Raw genomic sequence first — 18,106 nt, forward strand, 5'->3', positions numbered from 1 at the left:
ATTCTAGGTATATTGGCGACAGCTTTATTGATTATCTTTATTGCTTGGCGTGCTAAAGTGACGGCTCCGGTACGGATTATTGCCGAACCGGTTCATGTATCGACGGTAACACCGGTTCAACGATCTGTAACGGGAATGGTTTCAGCCGAAGGGCATTTGGCACCAGCAAGAGAGGTGGTTGTTAACGCCCCAAATATTGATGGCAAAATTGTAAAAGTCCTTGTCGCTGTAGGAGACAAAGTTCAGGCCGGTCAGCCTTTAGCTTTGGTCGGGCATAGTTCTTCTGACCAGAATAATTTTGAGCAATTGGCCTTAGCTGAATCCCAGCAAGCGGATATGACTATTGCCGAAAGTGAATATAAGCGAGCTGAAGCGGCTGGGGACACGACCTTGGCTGAAATTTTGAAAAAAGACTATGATGCTGCAGCCAGACATCTCCGCCATAAAAGCGGGAAAAAAGCCCGCCAAAAAGCCGTAACCCTTACCCCTATAACGGCACCTGTCAGTGGCTTGGTTCTATCCTGCACGGCTGAAAAAGGGATGGCTGTTATTTCCAATTCTACCGAGCTGTTCCGTATCGCGGAAAAAGGTGAAATCGAAATGCAGGCAAATGTTGCTGAAAAAGATCTGCCCAGTATTTCGGTTGGAGCCTCGGCGGATGTAAAAATTGCCGGATCAGATAATAATTTTTCGGGTCGGATATCCTCGATTTCGCCGGTGGTTGATAATGTAACCCATTCGGCAACAGTGCATATTTTGTTGGATGATAACCCAGCCTTGAAAGCGGGTGTATCCGCAGAAGCCCATATTCATACGATGCCTGTTCAGGCACTGCTTTTACCGGAATCCGCCATTATGAGTGATGATACTGGTCATTATGTTTATAGTCTGGATGATGGCAATGCTATTGCCCGTCATCAAGTGACTTTGGGGCAAAAGACTTCGGATGGACAATGGGAAATATTATCCGGTTTACAAAAACAGGATAATATTGTGGCTTCATCGGGTTCAATGGTCAGCCCCGGTGATCGAGTTATTGTTGATAAAAAGTAGTTTCTCCTTCTGAAAAAAGCGTTTTAAAAGCCGTCCGTTCTTTTGATCGGGCGGCTTTTTCGCAAAATGGTTCTTTTGATGGGGTGATCTTTTCTAGCAAATAATCCGATGATGCCCATATATCGGCTATGTTCAAAGCTATGACACATCGGATAACCGTTAAAACAGCCGCGACTTTACTGCTGTTTTTGATGGTGGCTCTGTTTTTTATCGGTAGGGAATTAAACCATTTTTTTCCCCATCATTGGGCTTGGGGATTTTTAATCGCCTTTTCTGAAGCGGCTATGGTCGGTGGTCTGGCGGACTGGTTCGCGGTGACGGCTTTGTTCCGGCATCCTTTGGGGTTACCTTTTCCTCATACTGCGCTGATCCCCCATGCCAAGGATCGTATTGCGGTTAATCTGGCCGGCTTTATCGAAACCCATTTTTTGCGGTCGATTGTTTTGGCGCGTCGTCTGAAGCCTGTGGATGCTGGCCTTTTTCTGCTCCGTTTGACGGATAATCAGATAACCGCAGATCAGGCCTTGAGACATAGATTGCGGCGCTTTTGGCCTCAATTATGGCAGCATATTGATTATCCGATGGTCAGCGATGAAATAGCGACCAGTCTGTTGGGTGCGCTCAGAAAATCTGATCCTACGCTTGCCCTTGGTGATGTTTTTAAAGACGCCTTGGAAAAGAAAAAGCAGGTTGCTCTTGTTACATCTGTTTTGCAGGCTTTTGCGAATTGGTTGGCGCATCATGAAGATATGATCCGCGATATGGTGAGCGAGCGTTCTGGTAGTTTTTTAAGATGGACGGGATTGGATCATCATTTGGCAGACAGCATTTATGATGCGGTTAATCGTTTGGTAAATGAAATGATGGTTGCGCCAGATCATCCGTTACGTTTGCGTTTTGATACGACTTTATGGAATTGGGCTGAAAAATTGGGGCATGATCCAGCCTTTCAAAAACAATTTAACCGTATCAAAAATGCGCTTTTGGATAATCCGGCTGCCCGTCTACAACTGCAGTCCAAGATCGAAAACGGGTTACAAGGATTTCTTTTAAAGAGCGATACTATAGAGATTTTGCCTGCCTCCTCTAATAGCCGTTTTCCTGTTTTGTTGGCAGAATGGGGGCGGGCTGTTACCGAAGATCGTCAGACCAAGGCGGCTCTTAACCGTTTGTTCCGGCGTATTATTATCGGTGTGATTGTACCGCATAGCCATCAAATTACTCGATTGATTACGGATACTGTCGAAAAATGGGATGGTGATGAGGTTGCCGGACGGATTGAAACAGCAGTCGGTGGTGAGCTTCATTATATCCGTTTATCCGGCACCTTTGTCGGTGGGGCGATTGGTTTGTTATTACATGCCGCTAGTTTGATTATAGGCTGATTTGCCGTTTTTTTGACGTGACGATGAGCCAGAGACCGGCCATAACCATCGGAATGGTGAGTGTTTGCCCCATGGTTAGCCCCCAAGATAAGGTGCCTAGCTGGACATCGGGTTCTCTGAACCATTCAACAATAAAGCGGGATAGCCCGTAACCGATCAGAAAAAATCCAGCGAGTTTTCCCGGATGAAGGCGCGCTTTTGTAGCAAAAAATTGGTAATTCAAAAAAGCAAAAAGCAGAATACCTTCTAATCCTGCCTCGTAAAGTTGGCTGGGATGGCGGGGCAGCGCACCGGCTTGAGGAAAAATAACCGCCCAAGGCATTGTGCTGGGGCGCCCCCATAACTCCCCATTCACGAAATTAGCCAGCCGTCCAAGAAAAAGGCCGATAGGGGCAGCGCAGCCGATATAATCAGCTATTCTAAGCCAGCTTAGACGGTTTATTTTTTTGACCCACCAGATTGCCAGAAAAACGCCTATCATACCGCCGTGATAGGACATGCCACCTTCCCATAATTTAAAAATTTCCAGAGGATTTTCGAGAATGGCAGGTTGATAAAAAAGGACATAGGCGAGCCTACCACCGACAAGTATACCCAAGGTTGACCAGAAAACCAGATCATCCGTCTGTTCTGGTTTCATGGGTGCGCCTGGCTGTTTTAAAAGGAATAGCACATAACGCCATGCCAAAAGAATGCCGGTGATATAGGCCAGAGCATACCAGTGGATCAGGGGATGAAGGGTTAGTCCAAAAAGATGCCATACTCCAAGATCAAAAGCGATCGGAGATAGACCCAAAGCGTCAAAATGGATAACGCTTTTCATCTGTTCGATAAAAGCGAATGGCACAGAAAATCCTTTCAAGGCTAACAGCAAGATATCCGCTGAAATGATAAATAATAGATGGCCGGAAAGTCGATTTTTAAAGGGAAGTAAGCCATTATAACCGATTTATCGCGGATAAATGAGTGATTTTATAGTTGCCATATAAAGCGCGACTGAAAAAGACAAAGAAAAATCAGCACTCTGTTTTTGTCATATCTATCGAATACAAAAAATCCGGCCTTTTGAGAAAGACCGGATTTTATAAAAAATGAATTATGCTGAATTAGGCGGCGGCTTTTTTACTCGGTAAAAAGCTGCCATCTTTCAGGCTGGATTCGATTTCTTCCAAACTGCGGCCTTTGGTTTCCGGCACCATGAAATAGACGAAAACAAAACCCAAAGCGTTCAGACCGCCATAGAACCACATGGAACCACCGATACCCAATAAGCTGGTCATCGTTAACGCGGTTGACGTTAAAATGAGGTTGGAACCCCACAAGGTCGCGGCGTGAAGGCTGGTGGCACGAGCGCGGATACAGAGCGGATAGACTTCTGAACCGATAAGCCAGCCGATAACCTGAATACCACCCGCATTGAAAACCATAAAAGCAAACAGACAGGCAAGAATAAGCCAACGATGTTCCGAGGCACCCCCCGGCAGATTAAAGGCAATACCCAATGCAAAAAGGCTGAGTGCTGCCAGCGGCATCATGCATAAAGCTAATTTACGACGACCGACATGATCGACCAGCAGTTTCCCGATGGTTGTCATGATGACATAAATAAGGGCAACACCCAAAGCCGAATAATAGGCCATTTTTTCGGTAAAGCCAGAATCCCGCAAGAAGGTCGGGGTATAATAGATCATCATTTCAATGCCGGAAAGCTGGGTAAAAGCGGCGACGCCTAGACCTGCAATCAGGGCAGGGCGCACCCAAGGCTGTGCCAAAGCTTTCCAGCCATCTTGGGCAGCTTCTTTCGTCCGGTTGCTGATTTTCTTGATAGAGCGAAGTTCTTTGGTGACTTCGTGATCCGTTTCGCGGACGGTATCCAGCATATCACGCGCTTCTTCAACGCGTTCCTGACGCACTAACCAGCGGGGACTTTCGGGGAGCATCATCATCGAGCAGAATAAGACAGCCGCCGGAATAGCCGCGACGCTGAACATTGTCCGCCATGTCCATTCTTCCTGAAGGAAAGCGCCGACAATACCCGCTGCCAGAATACCAAGGCCGATTGAGATGTTATAGAAGGTCACCATACGGCCACGTTGGTCAGCCGGTGCCAATTCGGCGATATAGACGGGCACAATTTGCGATGATCCGCCAACAGCAAAGCCGAGAACCAGACGGGCTGCCCCTAACCAGAAAGCTGTGGGCGCGTAGCCTGCGGCAATCACACTGAAACCGAAAATAGCGGTCACAATCATAATCATATGGCGGCGGCCAACAAAAGCAGACAGTCGACCACAGACAAGAGAGCCGATTACGGCACCAAATAAGAGGATACTAGTAATAATTTCTTGTTGATGGGCATCCAGTTTGAAGTCATGCGCAATATTCATCAATGCGCCTGAAATAATACCCGTGTCATACCCATAAAGAAAGCCCGCAATCGCCGTTACGATAACGGTACCAAGCAAATATAATTGTGAACCAATAAAATCTGATACGGTATTTCGAACGTTAGTTTGGGTATCATTTTCTATTTCTGAATTGTTATTCATCTAGAAATTTATCCCTTTTTTTAGCGTCCCTTCATGAAAATACTGTTTCATAATAATAAAAATTACTATTATACTCTACTTATAGTAATAAATATTTTATAAACAAAAATATTCAGAATAAATAAAAGTAAACTAAAATAATGTTTAGACTATTATTTATTAGAATATACGCGATATGTAAAAATGGCGTATATTTTAGATAAAAGGACAGGAAAGAAAATGAAGGTTCATCCTTCCATTTCTATTGGATTATACATAAAAATTTTAAAAAATCAAATCCACTCTATTAACCTTAAAATTTATGCCATTTTACAGCCATAAAATATCTTTCTTTTATAGAAAGATTTGAAAGGATTATCGCTAATATTTAAGTCGCTTTTATCCTTCAAAAAGAGAGCGTCAGAATGTTTCTGAACGATGATGATAAATAGCTTGTTCCGATATTTTTATATCTGTTTTGGAGTTGTTTTAAGATCATGAAAAAAAGCCTCTGTGCAGAGGCTATTCGGTTTTTATCTGAAAGTCTGTTTCTAGAAAAATGGATACGAATTGATGCAATTTAGGCATAAAAAAAGCGCATAGCTGGGAGCTATACGCGGTCTTTTATTAAGAGATAAGCTTTCTGGTGTCAGAGCCGTAAAGAGTGCTTTCGCCTTTTACTGCCCTGACATTTCCAGAACTGGCTTAGGCTGCAGCGAGCTTTTTGGCAACTTCACGTTTTACCTTAAGGGCTCGTGTAGAAAGCTTTTCGTTTTTGGTCTTCAACAGCCAGTTGTCCAGACCACCGACATGTTCGACGGAACGCAGGCCGTGGGTGGAAACCCGAAGCGTAACACCTTTGCCCAAAGCATCGGAAATCAACGTAACATTCTGAAGGTTAGGCAGAAAGGTCCGCTTCGTCCGGTTATTGGCGTGGGATACGTTATTGCCTACCTGGCGGCCTTTGCCGGTCAGTTCGCAAATGCGCGACATTTTCTCTCATCCTGAATGGCCGGGAGGATCGACAGACGGACAGACATAGCCCTAAGCCCGTGATCATTCCCCTTATGGAAAGCAATGGCGGATAGCCTGCCTTGCCAGATTCGTCAAGCAAAGAAGCCATTTCGCCCAGTAATACCGCCTTTATACCCTATTTATGTTGCAAATACCATATATTTACGTCTGTTAAAAAGAAGAAGGTTTTTTCGGAGTCTCTAGGCGTTTTTCTTGTCGTTGAGTGGACAGCTATAATCACAATGCCTTAGGCAGACATTATTCATGTCCTTTTCAGAATTTTTATGGTGAGTGTTATTTCCACTTTTTCGCCTTTTCCATTACCTGAACCGATGCGGCAGGCTTTGTTACAAGCGGAAAGCGCCGCTAATCAGGGCGAGGTGCCAGTTGGTGCCGTGGTGACCTTTCAAGGTAAAATCATTGCGGTCGCTGGTAATGCGATGCAGCCACCCTTTGTTGATCCAACAGGCCATGCCGAGGTTAGAGCATTACGGCAGGCCGCTTCTGTTTTGGGCAGTAGCCGGCTTGACCAATGTGATCTTTGGGTGACCTTGGAGCCTTGTGCGATGTGTGCCGGAGCCATTGCGACAGCCCGTATTCGTCGTCTTTATTATGGTGCAGACGACCCAAAGGGAGGTGCCGTTCTTTCCGGAGTGCGCTTGTTTTTTCAGCCGAGCTGCCATCATCAGCCGGAAATCTATAATGATTTGGGCAGTCGGAGGGCGAGTGAATTATTACGGCAGTTTTTTAAGCAAAAAAGAAAGTAATAGAAGGGCTTTTGAAAAAGTATTTTCTTTGGTTTTTTTCTGTGTGATTTATGGTTTTTGGGATATTCTCTAAGCATGAATAGGGTGGTTCTATTTGAAATAGGATCGATGTCTTTTCTTTGAAAAAGAATGATGTTTTAAGAATTTGAAAAATTCCCTATTTATTTTTTACTATTTGCCATTTATTTTCTATTGTTTTGATATAAAATCAGGCGCATGATAAATATCATTTATATATTTTTAGAATCGTGACACCACATCCTCCTTTAACACCTTTCCCTTGGCATGATTGTCTGCTTTTAATCGCATTGATCGCCTTTAATGGCTTGTTTGCGATGTCCGAGCTGGCGATCATCTCCTCTCGTCGTCCAAAGCTTGAGGCTATGGCAAAAACGAGAAAGGGAGCAAGTGCGGCTTTGGCGTTAAGTGCGCATCCGGGTCGCTTCCTATCAACAATGCAGGTCGGTATTACAGGTATCAGCACCTTGGCGGGTGCTGTTTCTGGCGAAACCCTTGGCGGCCCAATCGGTGAAAGATTGGCCGCGATGGATGTCCCCAATGCTATGGCATGGGGATTTACGGTTGCTATCGTTGTTACCACCTATTTTTCTCTTATTGCCGGTGAGCTGGTTCCAAAACAGATCGCTTTAAAAGCACCGGAACAAATCGCTGCTTTTACCGCTATTCCTGTTTTATGGCTGTCGCGTTTGACGGCTCCGGCGGTCTGGTTACTGGATAAGTCCAGCGCTCTTGTGTTCCGTTTGGCTGGAATGACCCGCGAAGCCCATAATCAGGTAACCGCAGAAGAAGTCCGTTTAACGATTACCGAAGCCTTTCAGGCGGGGGTTATCGAAGAAAACGAACGGCAAATTATTTCCGGTGTTATCCGTCTGGCAGATCGGCCTGTGCGTGAAATCATGACCCCGAGAACCGAAGTCGGATGGTTGGATATGGAAGCGGATATTCCGACCTTGTCTAAAAATCTAGCTTCTATGCCCCATAGCCGGATGCCTGTTGCTATAGGTTCGGTCGACAACATTATTGGCGTTGTTCATTCCCGCGATATTGTCCGCGTTTTGATGCGGGGCGAAAAGCTGGATATTAAACGCTTGATGCGGCCTGCGCCTATTGTGCCAGATCAGACTACGGTGATGGCTGCCCTTGACAATTTGCGTTTAGCCGAAGTGCCTTTAGGGCTGGTTCATGATGAATATGGTCATTTTGAAGGGGTCGTTGCCCCAGCTGATTTATTGGCGGCCATGAGTGGCCATTTTGTGTCCGATGTGGATGGTCGAAATGATCCTTCTATCATCGAGGACAAAGAAGGGCATTATATTCTTTCCGGTTCCTTATCGGCTGACCAGATGGCAGATAAATTGGGATTTGAGCTGGATGAAGATCGCGATTATGCAACGGTCGCCGGTTTTGCCCTTTCTGTTCTGCGACATTTGCCGAAAGTCGGTGAGCATTTCACCTCGAATGGTTGGCTGTTTGAGATTTTGGATATTACCGGCCATAAAATCGAGAAAGTCGGTGTATCTAAAGCTGAAGGTGAAAGCAGCGAAGAAAATTAGCCGTCTAAGTCGTTTTGTTTAAAAAAAGAAAAGCCCCGAAAACCGTTAATGGTCTTTGGGGCTTTTCTTTATAGCGTTGTTTTCAAAATTAGGAATTTCTCTACCGATGGAGCGCCCCGAATTTACTTTCAAAAGTTTCAATATCACCGGCATCCAGTAATTTGGCCTGTTCTACCCAATGTTCACGGGCGATTCTGCCGCTGAACGCGCCCATTTTGGGATCAATTTCAGCGATGTCGGCTTCTGTCCATGCAGCGATTTGTGAAAAGCGGGTAATACCAAGACCAGACAGAATTTTATTAGCTTTGGGCCCTAATCCCTTGATCTGGGTTAATTTGTCAGCAGCGCCTTCGTTAGAAGAAACATCATTGGCCGGAGAGAGAATATCATTTTTGACGGATTCCGGTTGAGGCATGGATTCTGGCGCTTTTGCTGAAACCGTGTCTACGCTTTGCTGCTTTTCAGCCGAAGAGGGCGTGTCGGCCTTGGCATTTTTTTCTTCTGTTACCTTTGTTTTGTCTGTTTTGGCCTCTTGCAGAGCAGGCGATGTTTTGGTGACAATTGGAATATCGCTGACAGGAATAGCTTCGGCTTTTTTCTCCGATTTTAAATCTTGATAAGCGGGCGGCGGCGCAACTGGCTCGAAAGTCCGCTGGAGCTTAGGTGGCTGTGCTTCATCCTGTGTTTCTTCGGTCGTTTTTATCGGTTTCTGGCGACGTCTGACCAAAAACATAATCACGACGGCTATAGCAACAACGACTATGCCAGCCGCAACGGCGATTATTTCCGTTGGCGTCATCTTTTTTACTCCTTACAATATCGAGGCCGATTTCTCCGAATAAAGCCGTTTATCAGGGTTCATCGGTTTCAGACGGAGAGGTCTCCCCGTCTGAAAGATACCTGTTGTAAATAGGCCTTCTATGCCGTTTTTGCAGGCGGCCTTTCTATTTTAATTTTAGAGACCGATATCGCCGCGCCAGAATCCATCGGGATAATCAATGATATTGACGGCCTGATAAGCGAGGTCGCGGGCTGCATTGAAATCGGCGGCCTTGGCCGTGACATTCAATACCCGACCACCGTTGGCCTTTAAGGTCTGGTTATCGAGTGTGGTGCCTGCTTGAAAAACAACCGCGCCATTGGCTTCGGCTTCGTTCAGTCGGGTGATAATGCCGCCCTTTTTCGGGCTAGCTGGATAACCTTGCGCCGCAATAACCACGGTTACGGCGTAATCCTTTGAGAAGGTCGGTTCGGGTTGTGACTGTAATTTTCCAGTAGCCGCAGCATAGAGCAACGGTAAGATGTCGCTTTCAAGCCGCATCATCAGCACCTGACATTCAGGATCACCAAGGCGGGCATTATATTCGATGAGTTTAGGCCCTTCGCTGGTCAGCATCAATCCGGCGTAGAGGATGCCTACAAAAGGCATGCCTTGTTCTTTCATCGCCTGAACGGTGGGGGTGACAATTTCCTGCATCACCCGCTTTTCGAGATCAGCCGTCAGGCGGGTTGCTGGACTATAGGCACCCATGCCGCCGGTATTGGGCCCAGTATCGCCATCACCGACCCGTTTATGGTCACGCGCTGTCCCAAAGGGACGAACCGTTTCGCCGTCACTGATGGCAAAAAAACTGGCTTCTTCGCCCTGCATGAATTCTTCGATAACGATTTCAAGACCGGCTTTCCCGAAAGCGCCTGCCGTCATATCCTGAATAGCCTGTTCGGCTTCCAATCGGCTTTCGGCAATAATGACGCCTTTGCCGCCAGCGAGACCATCGGCTTTGATCACAACGGGGGTGCTAAAATTATCAAGCGCGGCCTTGGCTTCTTCTGCACTCCGGCAACGTTGATAACGAGCCGTTGGAATATTGTAGCGGGCGCAAAGGTCTTTTGTGAAACCTTTTGATCCTTCTAACTGGGCAGCCGCTTTGTCGGGCCCAAAGACCGCGATAGAAGCCACACGCAGGCTGTTTCCTAAACCATCAACAAGCGGGGCTTCGGGCCCAATCACGACCAGATCAATGGCATTGTCCTGACAAAAGCGGACAACCGCAGCATGGTCTGTTACTGTGATATCTGCCGGTTTAGCCAGTTTTGCTATACCGGGGTTGCCTGTTGTGGCATAAAAGGTATCAAGTGATGGCGACTGAGCAATTTTCCATGCCAAAGCATGTTCGCGGCCGCCGGTTCCGATAAGCAGGACGTTCATGAATTCTTTCTCTTTTGATAGCTCTGATCTGTTAGCGAAATCTGATGCAACAGACAATGTGCGTGCCTTTTCTGTATCCGAAATTTCTGGTGCTTTGAAACGGACTGTTGAAGATGCTTTTAGCCACATTCGGGTAAGAGGTGAAATATCCGGTTTTACGCAAGCGGGGTCAGGACATTGCTATCTATCCTTGAAGGACGACAAAGCTGTTCTTGATTCCGTTATCTGGCGTGGTGTGGTGTCACGGATTGCTTTCCGGCCTGAAAATGGGATGGAAGTTATTGCTACCGGACGATTGACTACCTATGCCGGTCGTTCCCGTTATCAATTGGTTATTGAACAACTAGAAATCGCCGGACAGGGGGCTTTGATGGCCTTGCTTGATCGGCGGCGGCGGATGTTGGCTGAAGAAGGCTTGTTTCATGCCGATCGCAAGCGGGCTTTACCCTTCATGCCTAAAATTATCGGGGTTATCACTTCGCCTTCGGGAGCCGTTATTCGCGATATTTTGCATCGTTTGGCTGACCGTTGTCCGACCCATGTGATTTTGTGGCCGGTGCCGGTTCAGGGCGATCAGGCGGCCGCCAAAGTGGCGGCAGCCCTCAGAGGCTTTTCGGCTTTGAAAACAGGGGATTCTATCCCCAGACCGGATTTGTTGATTGTTGCCCGTGGTGGTGGGTCGCTGGAAGATCTGTGGCCTTTTAATGAAGAGATATTGGTTCGAGCTGTCGCTGAATCCTCTATTCCAGTCATTTCGGCAGTGGGTCATGAAACCGACACTACCTTATGCGACTATGCCGCTGATCTACGCGCCCCGACCCCGACGGCTGCGGCTGAATTGGCAGTGCCAGTCAGAAGTGAGTTGGTGAATGGTCTGAATAATCTGCATCTGCGGATGAATAATGCCATAATGCGCCATGCTAAATTATCAGAAGAAAGGCTGGACGCGGTTCGGCGGCGCCTGCCGGATAGTGAACGGCTGTTAGCGCCCTTTATTCAATTATTTGATGATCGAGCATCGCAGTTGGAACGCGGTATCTCCGAACGGATGACTCATGCCCATCATAAGCTGAATTTTTATGCAGCTACTTTGCGGCCTGCCTTGTTACAGGCAAGAATTGCCCGCGAGCAGGCGCGGTTATCAGCTTGTCGTTTACCAACGGGGCAGCGTTTAGTCATACAGGAACAGCAGAAACTTGATAATGTGACGCGGCGATTGAAACAGGCCTATCAACAGCGCCTATCCCATGCCGATTTACGTTTCAAATTTTTGGCTGAAAAGTTACAACCGCTGTTATTAAAGCAGAAATGGCAGCGGAAAGCCGAGTTATTAGCGACTTGTTACTTAAAGCCAGAGTTGGTGACGGCGCGTTTGAATATTTGGCAGAAGAATATTGACCAGCTATGGCGGGTTGCCGAGCAAGCTCATCCTGACAAAATTTTAGCTAAGGGTTATGCCCGTGTTGAAGATAGCCATAGCCATGTTGTCAGCCATGCGCAGGATGCCAAGACGCATAAGCGGTTAAATTTGATTTTCCATGATGGTTCAGTATGGGTAGCACCAGAGAATCCTTCTAAAAGCAAGAAAGCTGACAGCCTGTCAGAACCTCCAGAGCAAACCAGTTTTTTATAAAAAAACTTTTTGAAACATTAAAATTATTTAAATCCATTTCAAAAAAACAAAATATTATAACAATGGACTTGACTAGAAAACTTTAAGAGGCTGTCATAGCCCTTCGTCTGTGATCATTTTGTTCTTATTATGGGTTTCTTTGATGCATCCATCCTCTCCAGTAAAAAATTCTGTCGCTGAAACAGCCCCGCAGTCCGCTAATAGTCGGAAGAATGTGACCTCTTTTCATACGATTGTGAAAAAACAAGTACGTTTGTGGCATTGGGTTAGTGCGGCTATTTTTTGTGTGACGATGCTGCTTTTTTCGGTGACCGGATTCATGATGAATCATGGTCATGATATTTTTGCGCCGCATTTGACAACCACAGAAAAACAATTTGAATTGCCACAAGATTTGCTTCCGGCATTGCAACAGCCTTTGAAAAAAGCGGAAGAAAAGTCGGTTAAAGTGAAAGAGGGCGGCTTTGATTGGGGGCAGTTAGCTTCACAAGAAGTCAGCCAGCCTCTACCGGAAGAGGTTATGCAATGGTTGAAAAGCCAGCATCTACCCGTGAGAAAACAGGCCTTTTGGACAGATAAATTTGTTTATTTCGCCATGCCTCAATTGGGTATGCGGGAAAGGGTGCTGATTGAGCGCGATAACGGCCATGTTCATTACGAACATACGTCACGTGGGTGGATTGGTTTTTTAGATGATTTGCATCGCGGTGGTCATGTCGGGACGGGATGGCCGTTATTCATCGATGTGTTTGCGATCGCCTGTATTATTTTTTCTATAAGCGGTATCTGGTTGTTGCAGATCCATGCCAGAAAACGGCCTTCGACATGGCCGCTCGTGGCTTTAGGGTTGATTGTTCCTATTGTGATTATTTTGGTCGCGCTTCATTCCCACTGAGTTTAAAAATATTCCTTCCATTAGAAAGGGTGAAGGTAAGCCATAGTCGAAGAGCGCTTGCTAAATTCGGCATATCGGCGGCTTTCACCCTTTCTGCGTCAATGCGAGCAATCAAGGCATTAAGGGGCAGAGCCCGTTTGGAGGCCGCTTGCTCTAAGGCTTGCCAAAAAAGCGGTTCGAGACTGATCGAGGTTGAGTGACCAGCAATCATTACCGAGCGTTTAACAAGGCCATGATAGGGCGCTGCATATTCGGTAGAGGGGGGCATGGCTTTTATTCCTCGCCTTTGAGCCAGCCGGACATGCCTTGATTGACCAGAATTTCAAGCATGGCGAGGCTTTCTTCACTATCGTTAAGACAGCGAAGGGCAGCAAAATTTTTGCCTCCGGCTTCAAGAAAAGTGCTTTTCCCTTGAATAGCAATTTCTTCCAGTGTTTCTAGACAATCAGCCGAAAATCCAGGCATGGCCACAGCGAGATTCCGAATATTTTGTGACGGGAGTTTTTGTAAGGTCATATCCGTCGCTGGCGTGAACCATTTTTGCGAACCAAAACGGGATTGGAAGCTGGTGATGACAGGCATATCCAGAAGAGATGATAAGGCCTGACTGGTAGCCTGACATTGGAAATAATAGGGATCGCCGAGTTCCCGTGTTTTTACGGGCATACCGTGATAACTAAGCAGCAGGCTATCCGGTTTAAAATTAAGCGCCTTGATCTGTTCTTCGATATTCCCTTTTAAGGTCTGAATATAAGCCGGATGAGTATAATAGGGTTCTAAGCTCCGTAAGTTCGGCTGCCAGCGGATTTTTTGGAGATATCGATAGGCTTCATCCTGCACGGTGGCAGTGCTGGCTGCTGAATATTGTGGATAAAGTGGTGCAAGTAAAATGCGGCGACAGCCGGACGCGAGTAATTTTTCAAGACGGGATGGAATAGAGGGTGTCCCGTAACGCATAGCATAATCGATCGTTATATTCGGCATTCTTTTTTGCAAGCCTTGCGCCTGTCTTTTTGTAATGGCCGCAAGAGGTGAGCCTTCATTCGTCCAGATTTTTTGATAGGCTCGGGCAGAACGGGGGGCGCGAAAAGGAAGAATGATGCCTCTTAGAATAATCTGCCAGAAAACGGCCGGAAGCTCGATAACCCGCTGATCCGAGAGAAATTGCCCAAGATAACGCCGTAACGCCTTGGGGTTAGGGGCATCGGGTGTACCTAGATTGACAAGCAAAACCCCGATTTTTTCAGACACAAGCTGCGGGTTATTCGATTCTGTCATAGAGAGTCAGTCTTTTCGGGAAGATATTTTTACGGTGAGGCGGTTGAGATATCTATTCGCCGCTTTTGGGGGAAAGAAAAGAATGACCTCGTCCATTTTGCCTTTTTCGGTTCGATAAAATTATGGTCTTGATCTGAAAAAGCAGGCTATTCATTGGCCACTTTAAAATCGAATACGATCGCTTTTTCTAAGAATGCCCCTGCAAAGGATTTGAACTGTTCATGGGCGGCATCAAAAAAAGCAGGATCATTAACCAAAGGACGGCCAACATAATAATTGCGGTCGCCTTCAGAGTTGAAGGTGACGATATAGCCTTGATCCATATCCATGCCCGCATTCTCGCCGCTATTTTGAGAGCCGGTTTCAATAGAAGCAATAACGGATTGTCCATCTGGTCTTTTTGAGGTTTTTGCCAATTCTAAAAATTGCTTTGTTACTTCGCGGCGTTCGAATTCTGTGATATTTTTTTTGAAACGAAACAGCACGATATGCTGCAATTTGCCTGAATGAAAATCAGACGAAGTGAATTTTTCAACACCCACTTCTTTTAAAAGCGCGCGTGCGGCTATCGTCGCATTATCAAGAAGAGTATTTATTTCAATTGAGGATGAAGTCATCTTAAAATTCCGGTTGTATAAGGATAAAAAAACGGCATCACAAAAACCTGTTTTATCTTATCTTTTTTGTCTTTTTATGGGAATAGCACGACGATTGCGAACTATGATTGCGCCGCAATAACGGCCAGCACTTTCCGCATATGGTCTTGCCATAACATAGGATGCCAGCCTTTTAACCGCATAACCTGCGTTTGGCGACGTGTTGAAAAAGGATTCATATATTCGCTGATCGCCTCTTCCCATGCGCTGCCATTAAGCGGGTCGATATAGTCAGCCATATTACTGCTGATTTCTCGATAAACAGCAATGTCGCTGGCAAGCACTGGTAATCCGTGACGTAAGGCTTCGGCAATGACCATGCCTCGTCTTGCGAAAAAGGCAGGTTTTAACAAAGCGCGCGCTTCCTGCATCATATGGCTTAATTGTTGATCGTTACAGCTTTCACGAAAACGGATATGCCGTTGTAAATCAGGATTGCGTGCCAGCATCTTTCCCAATTTTGAGTTTTCAGGATGGCGCTGCCCTAAAACCAATAGATCAGGTGCCTTTGTGCCTAGATGGAGGATAAGCCTTTTCCAGACAGTAACCAGCATTTCGGTATTATTTCCGGCATGATCGGATTCTATCGCCAAGAAATAGGGATGATCCGAAATCTGTTCGCTTTTGGGTCTGGGATCTGCTTTTTTCAAATGCGGTAACGCATCAGCACCGAGCGGAATGGTGACAACCGGAATAGGGCGACCAGCTTCGGCCATGAAGGGCAAAAAGCGGTTTCGAGTCGCTTCGCTATCCGTAATAACGCAATCCGCATATCGGGCGATAATATCGAGCCGTTTTTTTAAATTCTGCCATTCGGGCGTTGGAATATATTCGGGATATTCCAGCCTCTCAGTATCGTAAAGCAGACAGATGAAGCTGGCCTGTTCCTTGTTCAGGATATCTTTTAAAGCCGCTTCATTATCAAGATGATGTGGCGAGGCCTGCAATAATATTTTGATGCCCCGTTGAGGTGTGAAAAGATGCGGCCATAATTCAATTAAAGCCTTGGCCTGATAGAATTTTTGCCGGAAGTTTTGCGTGAGCTGGTTAGGTTCACTTTCTTGCCAGACTTTTTCTGTCTGTTCGATCATCGTCAAGACAGCGGTTTGTGACAAACGCCCATAGCGCCCCCAGCGATTGAGGCGGACAAAAGCAATCCGGTCAGAAAACCAGCCAAGAAGTAATTTTATCCATGCCATTTCGATACGGCTGACCCCGTCGGTCATGACCGCTTTGCCTGCACGTTCCGTCAGCCACGACACATCAAGGATAATTTCGCCATCGCGGGCTTCCGAGCTGTCGTTCAGAGCCTGATTTGAAGAACCTGTCATCAATCCTCCTATGCCCTGTGCAGGCTATTACGATTTACCGGATAAGGGGTTGTTTATCATTACTTGTCGAAAAGCGGCGCAAATTTTGCCTTGAAAATGGCGTATCCATGTGACGGGCGTCATTTTTGCTTTTGGACTTTGGATAAGTCTTTCTATCAGAACTTCCGGTGAACAGGGCATACCTGTCACTGGATCGAGATAGCGCGGATAGAGAATAAGTGTCACCGCTGCAAGCTCTGTTACATCGAGTTTTCTTTTTCGTCTGGCGGGAATAACTCCAAGATCACGGGTTAATCCCCAGCCCGCATAAAATGGGGTGCCGTGGCAGATCACTTCACGATGGCGAAGCAAGGCTTCAAAACCTGCAAGTGATGTCCAGACATGAACGGCATCCACCTGATCGAACAAGCGCGTGATTGGATAATCGCGAATGATGATATCGGCGTATTTTTCAGCGGCTTCCTGTGGCACAAAGCCTTTTCTGTGGCCGGCCTCCACATCGGGATGTGGTTTGAAAATGATATAGCTATCAGCTTCATTTTCTCTTGCCCGTTTTAAAAGATCGAGATTGCCTTTAACTGCACCGCCGCCCAGCCTGACAGAACGATCGTCTTCGACCTGACCGGTGACAAGTATAATCCGTTTATTTTTAGGAAAATTGAGCGCTTTATCTGCGCCTGTCCCCATATATTTGCTGATATGAGCCGACTGAATACGAGCAATTAGCTTTTGCGCCCGTTCCAACAATTCTTGAGAAAAAATAGTTTCATTGAATAAAGTCTCAATATCAGAAGGCTGGTTGGGGTCGTAATAAATCCCTTGTTTATCAACTACGATTGAAAGAGGCGGGTGAAGGCCGCTGCCAAGCCCTACGGAACGAATGAAACCGTCTTCTACTTCGTAGAGCTGTGCTTCTTTTTGAGCGATAGCGCGGCGGAGACCTTCCGGCTCGCGTGATGGCCAGAGCGCGATAGCCTCTTGCTTTTGTTTTAGAAAAGAGAGGGCTGTTTCTGTTTTTTGCGGCATGGGCAGCCATTTCTTTTCGCCTGACCACAAGAAACGGCGAATAGCCTCTTTTTTCCACCATGCCATACCGCAAGCCGCCTTTATTGGGCGGTTACTGTCGATCAAACTTCGCCATTCCGATAATTGCGTGATCGCCTGATCGAGGGATATCGACTGTCCTGTAAAAATATCATTATATTGGAAAGATGTAAGCTGTTGCCTGACCAATGCTAAAATTATGGCATCGGGCGAGGTAAAAATATCGCTGAAAAATTTTCGGGCAGTCGGTGAAAAAGACAGTGGGATATGGCCTAATCTCGCAATCAATCCGATGTCAATATTCAAGGATGTCTTGCCACTGGCAATGATTTCTGTAGCTCGATCGAGCAAGCTCCACGGATCAAACAAGCCAGAATAAATCATGCAGCCTTGTTTTTTGAAACTTTCGGCCAATTCGGCATAATCTTTCTGATCGGGCAGGATAACGAGATCACCCTGTTTGGCGATAGCCAAGAAAAAAGCCTCATCCGTTAAATCCTCGATCAGCAAGACGCACTGCTTCCGCGTATTTTTCGGCAGAGGTGCTGCCCAGAAATTTCCGCCAACCCGCTTCTGTAGCAATTTTTCTATAAGATTTTGGATGTTGTTATCGGTCAGTATTTTCTCTGGATGAGATGTTGGCCGGACAAAGTCGGTAAGCGAAATATTCGCTTTTGGGAAAGGGGGTGGGCGTAGAAAAGGAAAAGACAGCGACATTTTTTTTCCGAAAAAGACTGTC

At 46.3% G+C, this 18,106-nt stretch carries 16 protein-coding genes; 6 read left to right on the top strand and 10 right to left on the bottom strand.

Annotated features, from left to right (window positions below; translation table 11 throughout):
• Window positions 1-1,053 (top strand): efflux RND transporter periplasmic adaptor subunit (locus tag LDL18_RS06105; protein WP_296507812.1); only part of this gene is annotated, 1,053 nt, incomplete at its 5' end.
• A gap of 140 nt (window positions 1,054-1,193) precedes the next feature.
• Complete coding sequence (locus tag LDL18_RS06110; protein ID WP_296507813.1) at window positions 1,194-2,438, top strand: DUF445 domain-containing protein; 1,245 nt, start codon at window positions 1,194-1,196, stop codon at window positions 2,436-2,438.
• Here LDL18_RS06110 and lgt read toward each other — a convergent pair.
• The 3 genes from lgt to rpmB all read right to left on the bottom strand — a co-directional run bounded on the left by lgt (window position 2,428) and on the right by rpmB (window position 5,959).
• Window positions 2,428-3,285 carry a prolipoprotein diacylglyceryl transferase gene (gene lgt / locus LDL18_RS06115; RefSeq protein WP_296507815.1) on the bottom strand — a complete coding sequence of 286 codons (858 nt, stop codon included), beginning with the start codon at window positions 3,283-3,285 and terminating at the stop codon, window positions 2,428-2,430. The two genes, LDL18_RS06110 and lgt, sit on opposite strands and share 11 nt — an antisense overlap.
• 259 nt (window positions 3,286-3,544) lie before the next feature.
• Entirely contained in the window at window positions 3,545-4,987 is a 1,443-nt protein-coding gene (locus tag LDL18_RS06120; RefSeq protein ID WP_296507816.1) for a sugar porter family MFS transporter, read from the bottom strand.
• A gap of 684 nt (window positions 4,988-5,671) precedes the next feature.
• Window positions 5,672-5,959: a 50S ribosomal protein L28 gene (gene rpmB, locus LDL18_RS06125; RefSeq protein WP_011240230.1), complete on the bottom strand. Its 288-nt coding sequence runs from the start codon at window positions 5,957-5,959 to the stop codon at window positions 5,672-5,674.
• Window positions 5,960-6,264: 305 nt separating this feature from the next.
• Here rpmB and LDL18_RS06130 point away from each other — a divergent pair, with 305 nt between their 5' ends.
• Both LDL18_RS06130 and LDL18_RS06135 read left to right on the top strand, forming a co-directional pair.
• Window positions 6,265-6,747, top strand: coding sequence for a nucleoside deaminase (locus LDL18_RS06130; RefSeq protein WP_296507819.1), 483 nt, complete (start codon window positions 6,265-6,267; stop codon window positions 6,745-6,747).
• Window positions 6,748-6,995: 248 nt separating this feature from the next.
• Window positions 6,996-8,321, top strand: a complete 1,326-nt coding sequence (locus tag LDL18_RS06135; protein ID WP_296507821.1) for a hemolysin family protein — start codon at window positions 6,996-6,998, stop codon at window positions 8,319-8,321.
• 100 nt (window positions 8,322-8,421) lie between these two features.
• On the opposite strand, the gene LDL18_RS06140 is transcribed toward LDL18_RS06135, so the two are convergent.
• Both LDL18_RS06140 and purD read right to left on the bottom strand, forming a co-directional pair.
• Window positions 8,422-9,120, bottom strand: coding sequence for a hypothetical protein (locus LDL18_RS06140; protein ID WP_296507822.1), 699 nt, complete (start codon window positions 9,118-9,120; stop codon window positions 8,422-8,424).
• A 156-nt stretch (window positions 9,121-9,276) separates the two neighbouring features.
• Window positions 9,277-10,530 (bottom strand): phosphoribosylamine--glycine ligase, encoded by a 1,254-nt coding sequence (gene purD, locus LDL18_RS06145; RefSeq protein WP_296507824.1) that lies wholly within the window; start codon window positions 10,528-10,530, stop codon window positions 9,277-9,279.
• Here purD and xseA point away from each other — a divergent pair.
• Together xseA and LDL18_RS06155 are read left to right on the top strand one after the other, a co-directional pair.
• Window positions 10,529-12,163: an exodeoxyribonuclease VII large subunit gene (gene xseA, locus LDL18_RS06150; protein ID WP_296507826.1), complete on the top strand. Its 1,635-nt coding sequence runs from the start codon at window positions 10,529-10,531 to the stop codon at window positions 12,161-12,163. The two genes, purD and xseA, sit on opposite strands and share 2 nt — an antisense overlap.
• Before the next feature lie 142 nt (window positions 12,164-12,305).
• On the top strand, window positions 12,306-13,058 hold the full coding sequence (locus LDL18_RS06155) for a PepSY-associated TM helix domain-containing protein (protein WP_296507828.1): 753 nt from the start codon (window positions 12,306-12,308) through the stop codon (window positions 13,056-13,058).
• Here LDL18_RS06155 and LDL18_RS06160 read toward each other — a convergent pair.
• The 5 genes from LDL18_RS06160 to LDL18_RS06180 all read right to left on the bottom strand — a co-directional run.
• Window positions 13,030-13,326 (bottom strand): ribbon-helix-helix domain-containing protein, encoded by a 297-nt coding sequence (locus tag LDL18_RS06160; RefSeq protein WP_296507830.1) that lies wholly within the window; start codon window positions 13,324-13,326, stop codon window positions 13,030-13,032. The genes LDL18_RS06155 and LDL18_RS06160 overlap by 29 nt on opposite strands.
• A 5-nt stretch (window positions 13,327-13,331) precedes the next feature.
• The gene (gene hemH, locus LDL18_RS06165; RefSeq protein ID WP_296507832.1) at window positions 13,332-14,336 is read right to left on the bottom strand and encodes a ferrochelatase; all 1,005 of its coding nucleotides are present in this window, start codon (window positions 14,334-14,336) and stop codon (window positions 13,332-13,334) included.
• A gap of 146 nt (window positions 14,337-14,482) precedes the next feature.
• Window positions 14,483-14,953, bottom strand: a complete 471-nt coding sequence (locus tag LDL18_RS06170; RefSeq protein WP_296507834.1) for a Dabb family protein — start codon at window positions 14,951-14,953, stop codon at window positions 14,483-14,485.
• A gap of 101 nt (window positions 14,954-15,054) precedes the next feature.
• Window positions 15,055-16,323 (bottom strand): glycosyltransferase family 1 protein, encoded by a 1,269-nt coding sequence (locus LDL18_RS06175; protein ID WP_296507835.1) that lies wholly within the window; start codon window positions 16,321-16,323, stop codon window positions 15,055-15,057.
• Window positions 16,324-16,350: 27 nt separating this feature from the next.
• The coding region (locus LDL18_RS06180) for a hypothetical protein (protein WP_365974857.1) at window positions 16,351-18,106 on the bottom strand (1,756 nt) is incomplete at its 5' end.

It is taken from the genome of Zymomonas sp. (genome assembly GCF_020216885.1).
GTDB lineage: Bacteria > Pseudomonadota > Alphaproteobacteria > Sphingomonadales > Sphingomonadaceae > Zymomonas.

Excerpts from the sequence above, each read along its gene's own strand:
- LDL18_RS06110 (WP_296507813.1), top strand. The coding sequence starts at position 1,194 with ATGACACATCGGATAACCGTTAAAACAGCCGCGACTTTACTGCTGTTT.
- LDL18_RS06120 (WP_296507816.1), bottom strand. The coding sequence starts at position 4,987 with ATGAATAACAATTCAGAAATAGAAAATGATACCCAAACTAACGTTCGA.
- rpmB (WP_011240230.1), bottom strand. The coding sequence starts at position 5,959 with ATGTCGCGCATTTGCGAACTGACCGGCAAAGGCCGCCAGGTAGGCAAT.
- LDL18_RS06130 (WP_296507819.1), top strand. The coding sequence starts at position 6,265 with ATGGTGAGTGTTATTTCCACTTTTTCGCCTTTTCCATTACCTGAACCG.
- LDL18_RS06140 (WP_296507822.1), bottom strand. The coding sequence starts at position 9,120 with ATGACGCCAACGGAAATAATCGCCGTTGCGGCTGGCATAGTCGTTGTT.
- xseA (WP_296507826.1), top strand. The coding sequence starts at position 10,529 with ATGAATTCTTTCTCTTTTGATAGCTCTGATCTGTTAGCGAAATCTGAT.
- purD (WP_296507824.1), bottom strand. The coding sequence starts at position 10,530 with ATGAACGTCCTGCTTATCGGAACCGGCGGCCGCGAACATGCTTTGGCA.
- LDL18_RS06155 (WP_296507828.1), top strand. The coding sequence starts at position 12,306 with ATGCATCCATCCTCTCCAGTAAAAAATTCTGTCGCTGAAACAGCCCCG.
- LDL18_RS06160 (WP_296507830.1), bottom strand. The coding sequence starts at position 13,326 with ATGCCCCCCTCTACCGAATATGCAGCGCCCTATCATGGCCTTGTTAAA.
- hemH (WP_296507832.1), bottom strand. The coding sequence starts at position 14,336 with ATGACAGAATCGAATAACCCGCAGCTTGTGTCTGAAAAAATCGGGGTT.
- LDL18_RS06170 (WP_296507834.1), bottom strand. The coding sequence starts at position 14,953 with ATGACTTCATCCTCAATTGAAATAAATACTCTTCTTGATAATGCGACG.
- LDL18_RS06175 (WP_296507835.1), bottom strand. The coding sequence starts at position 16,323 with ATGACAGGTTCTTCAAATCAGGCTCTGAACGACAGCTCGGAAGCCCGC.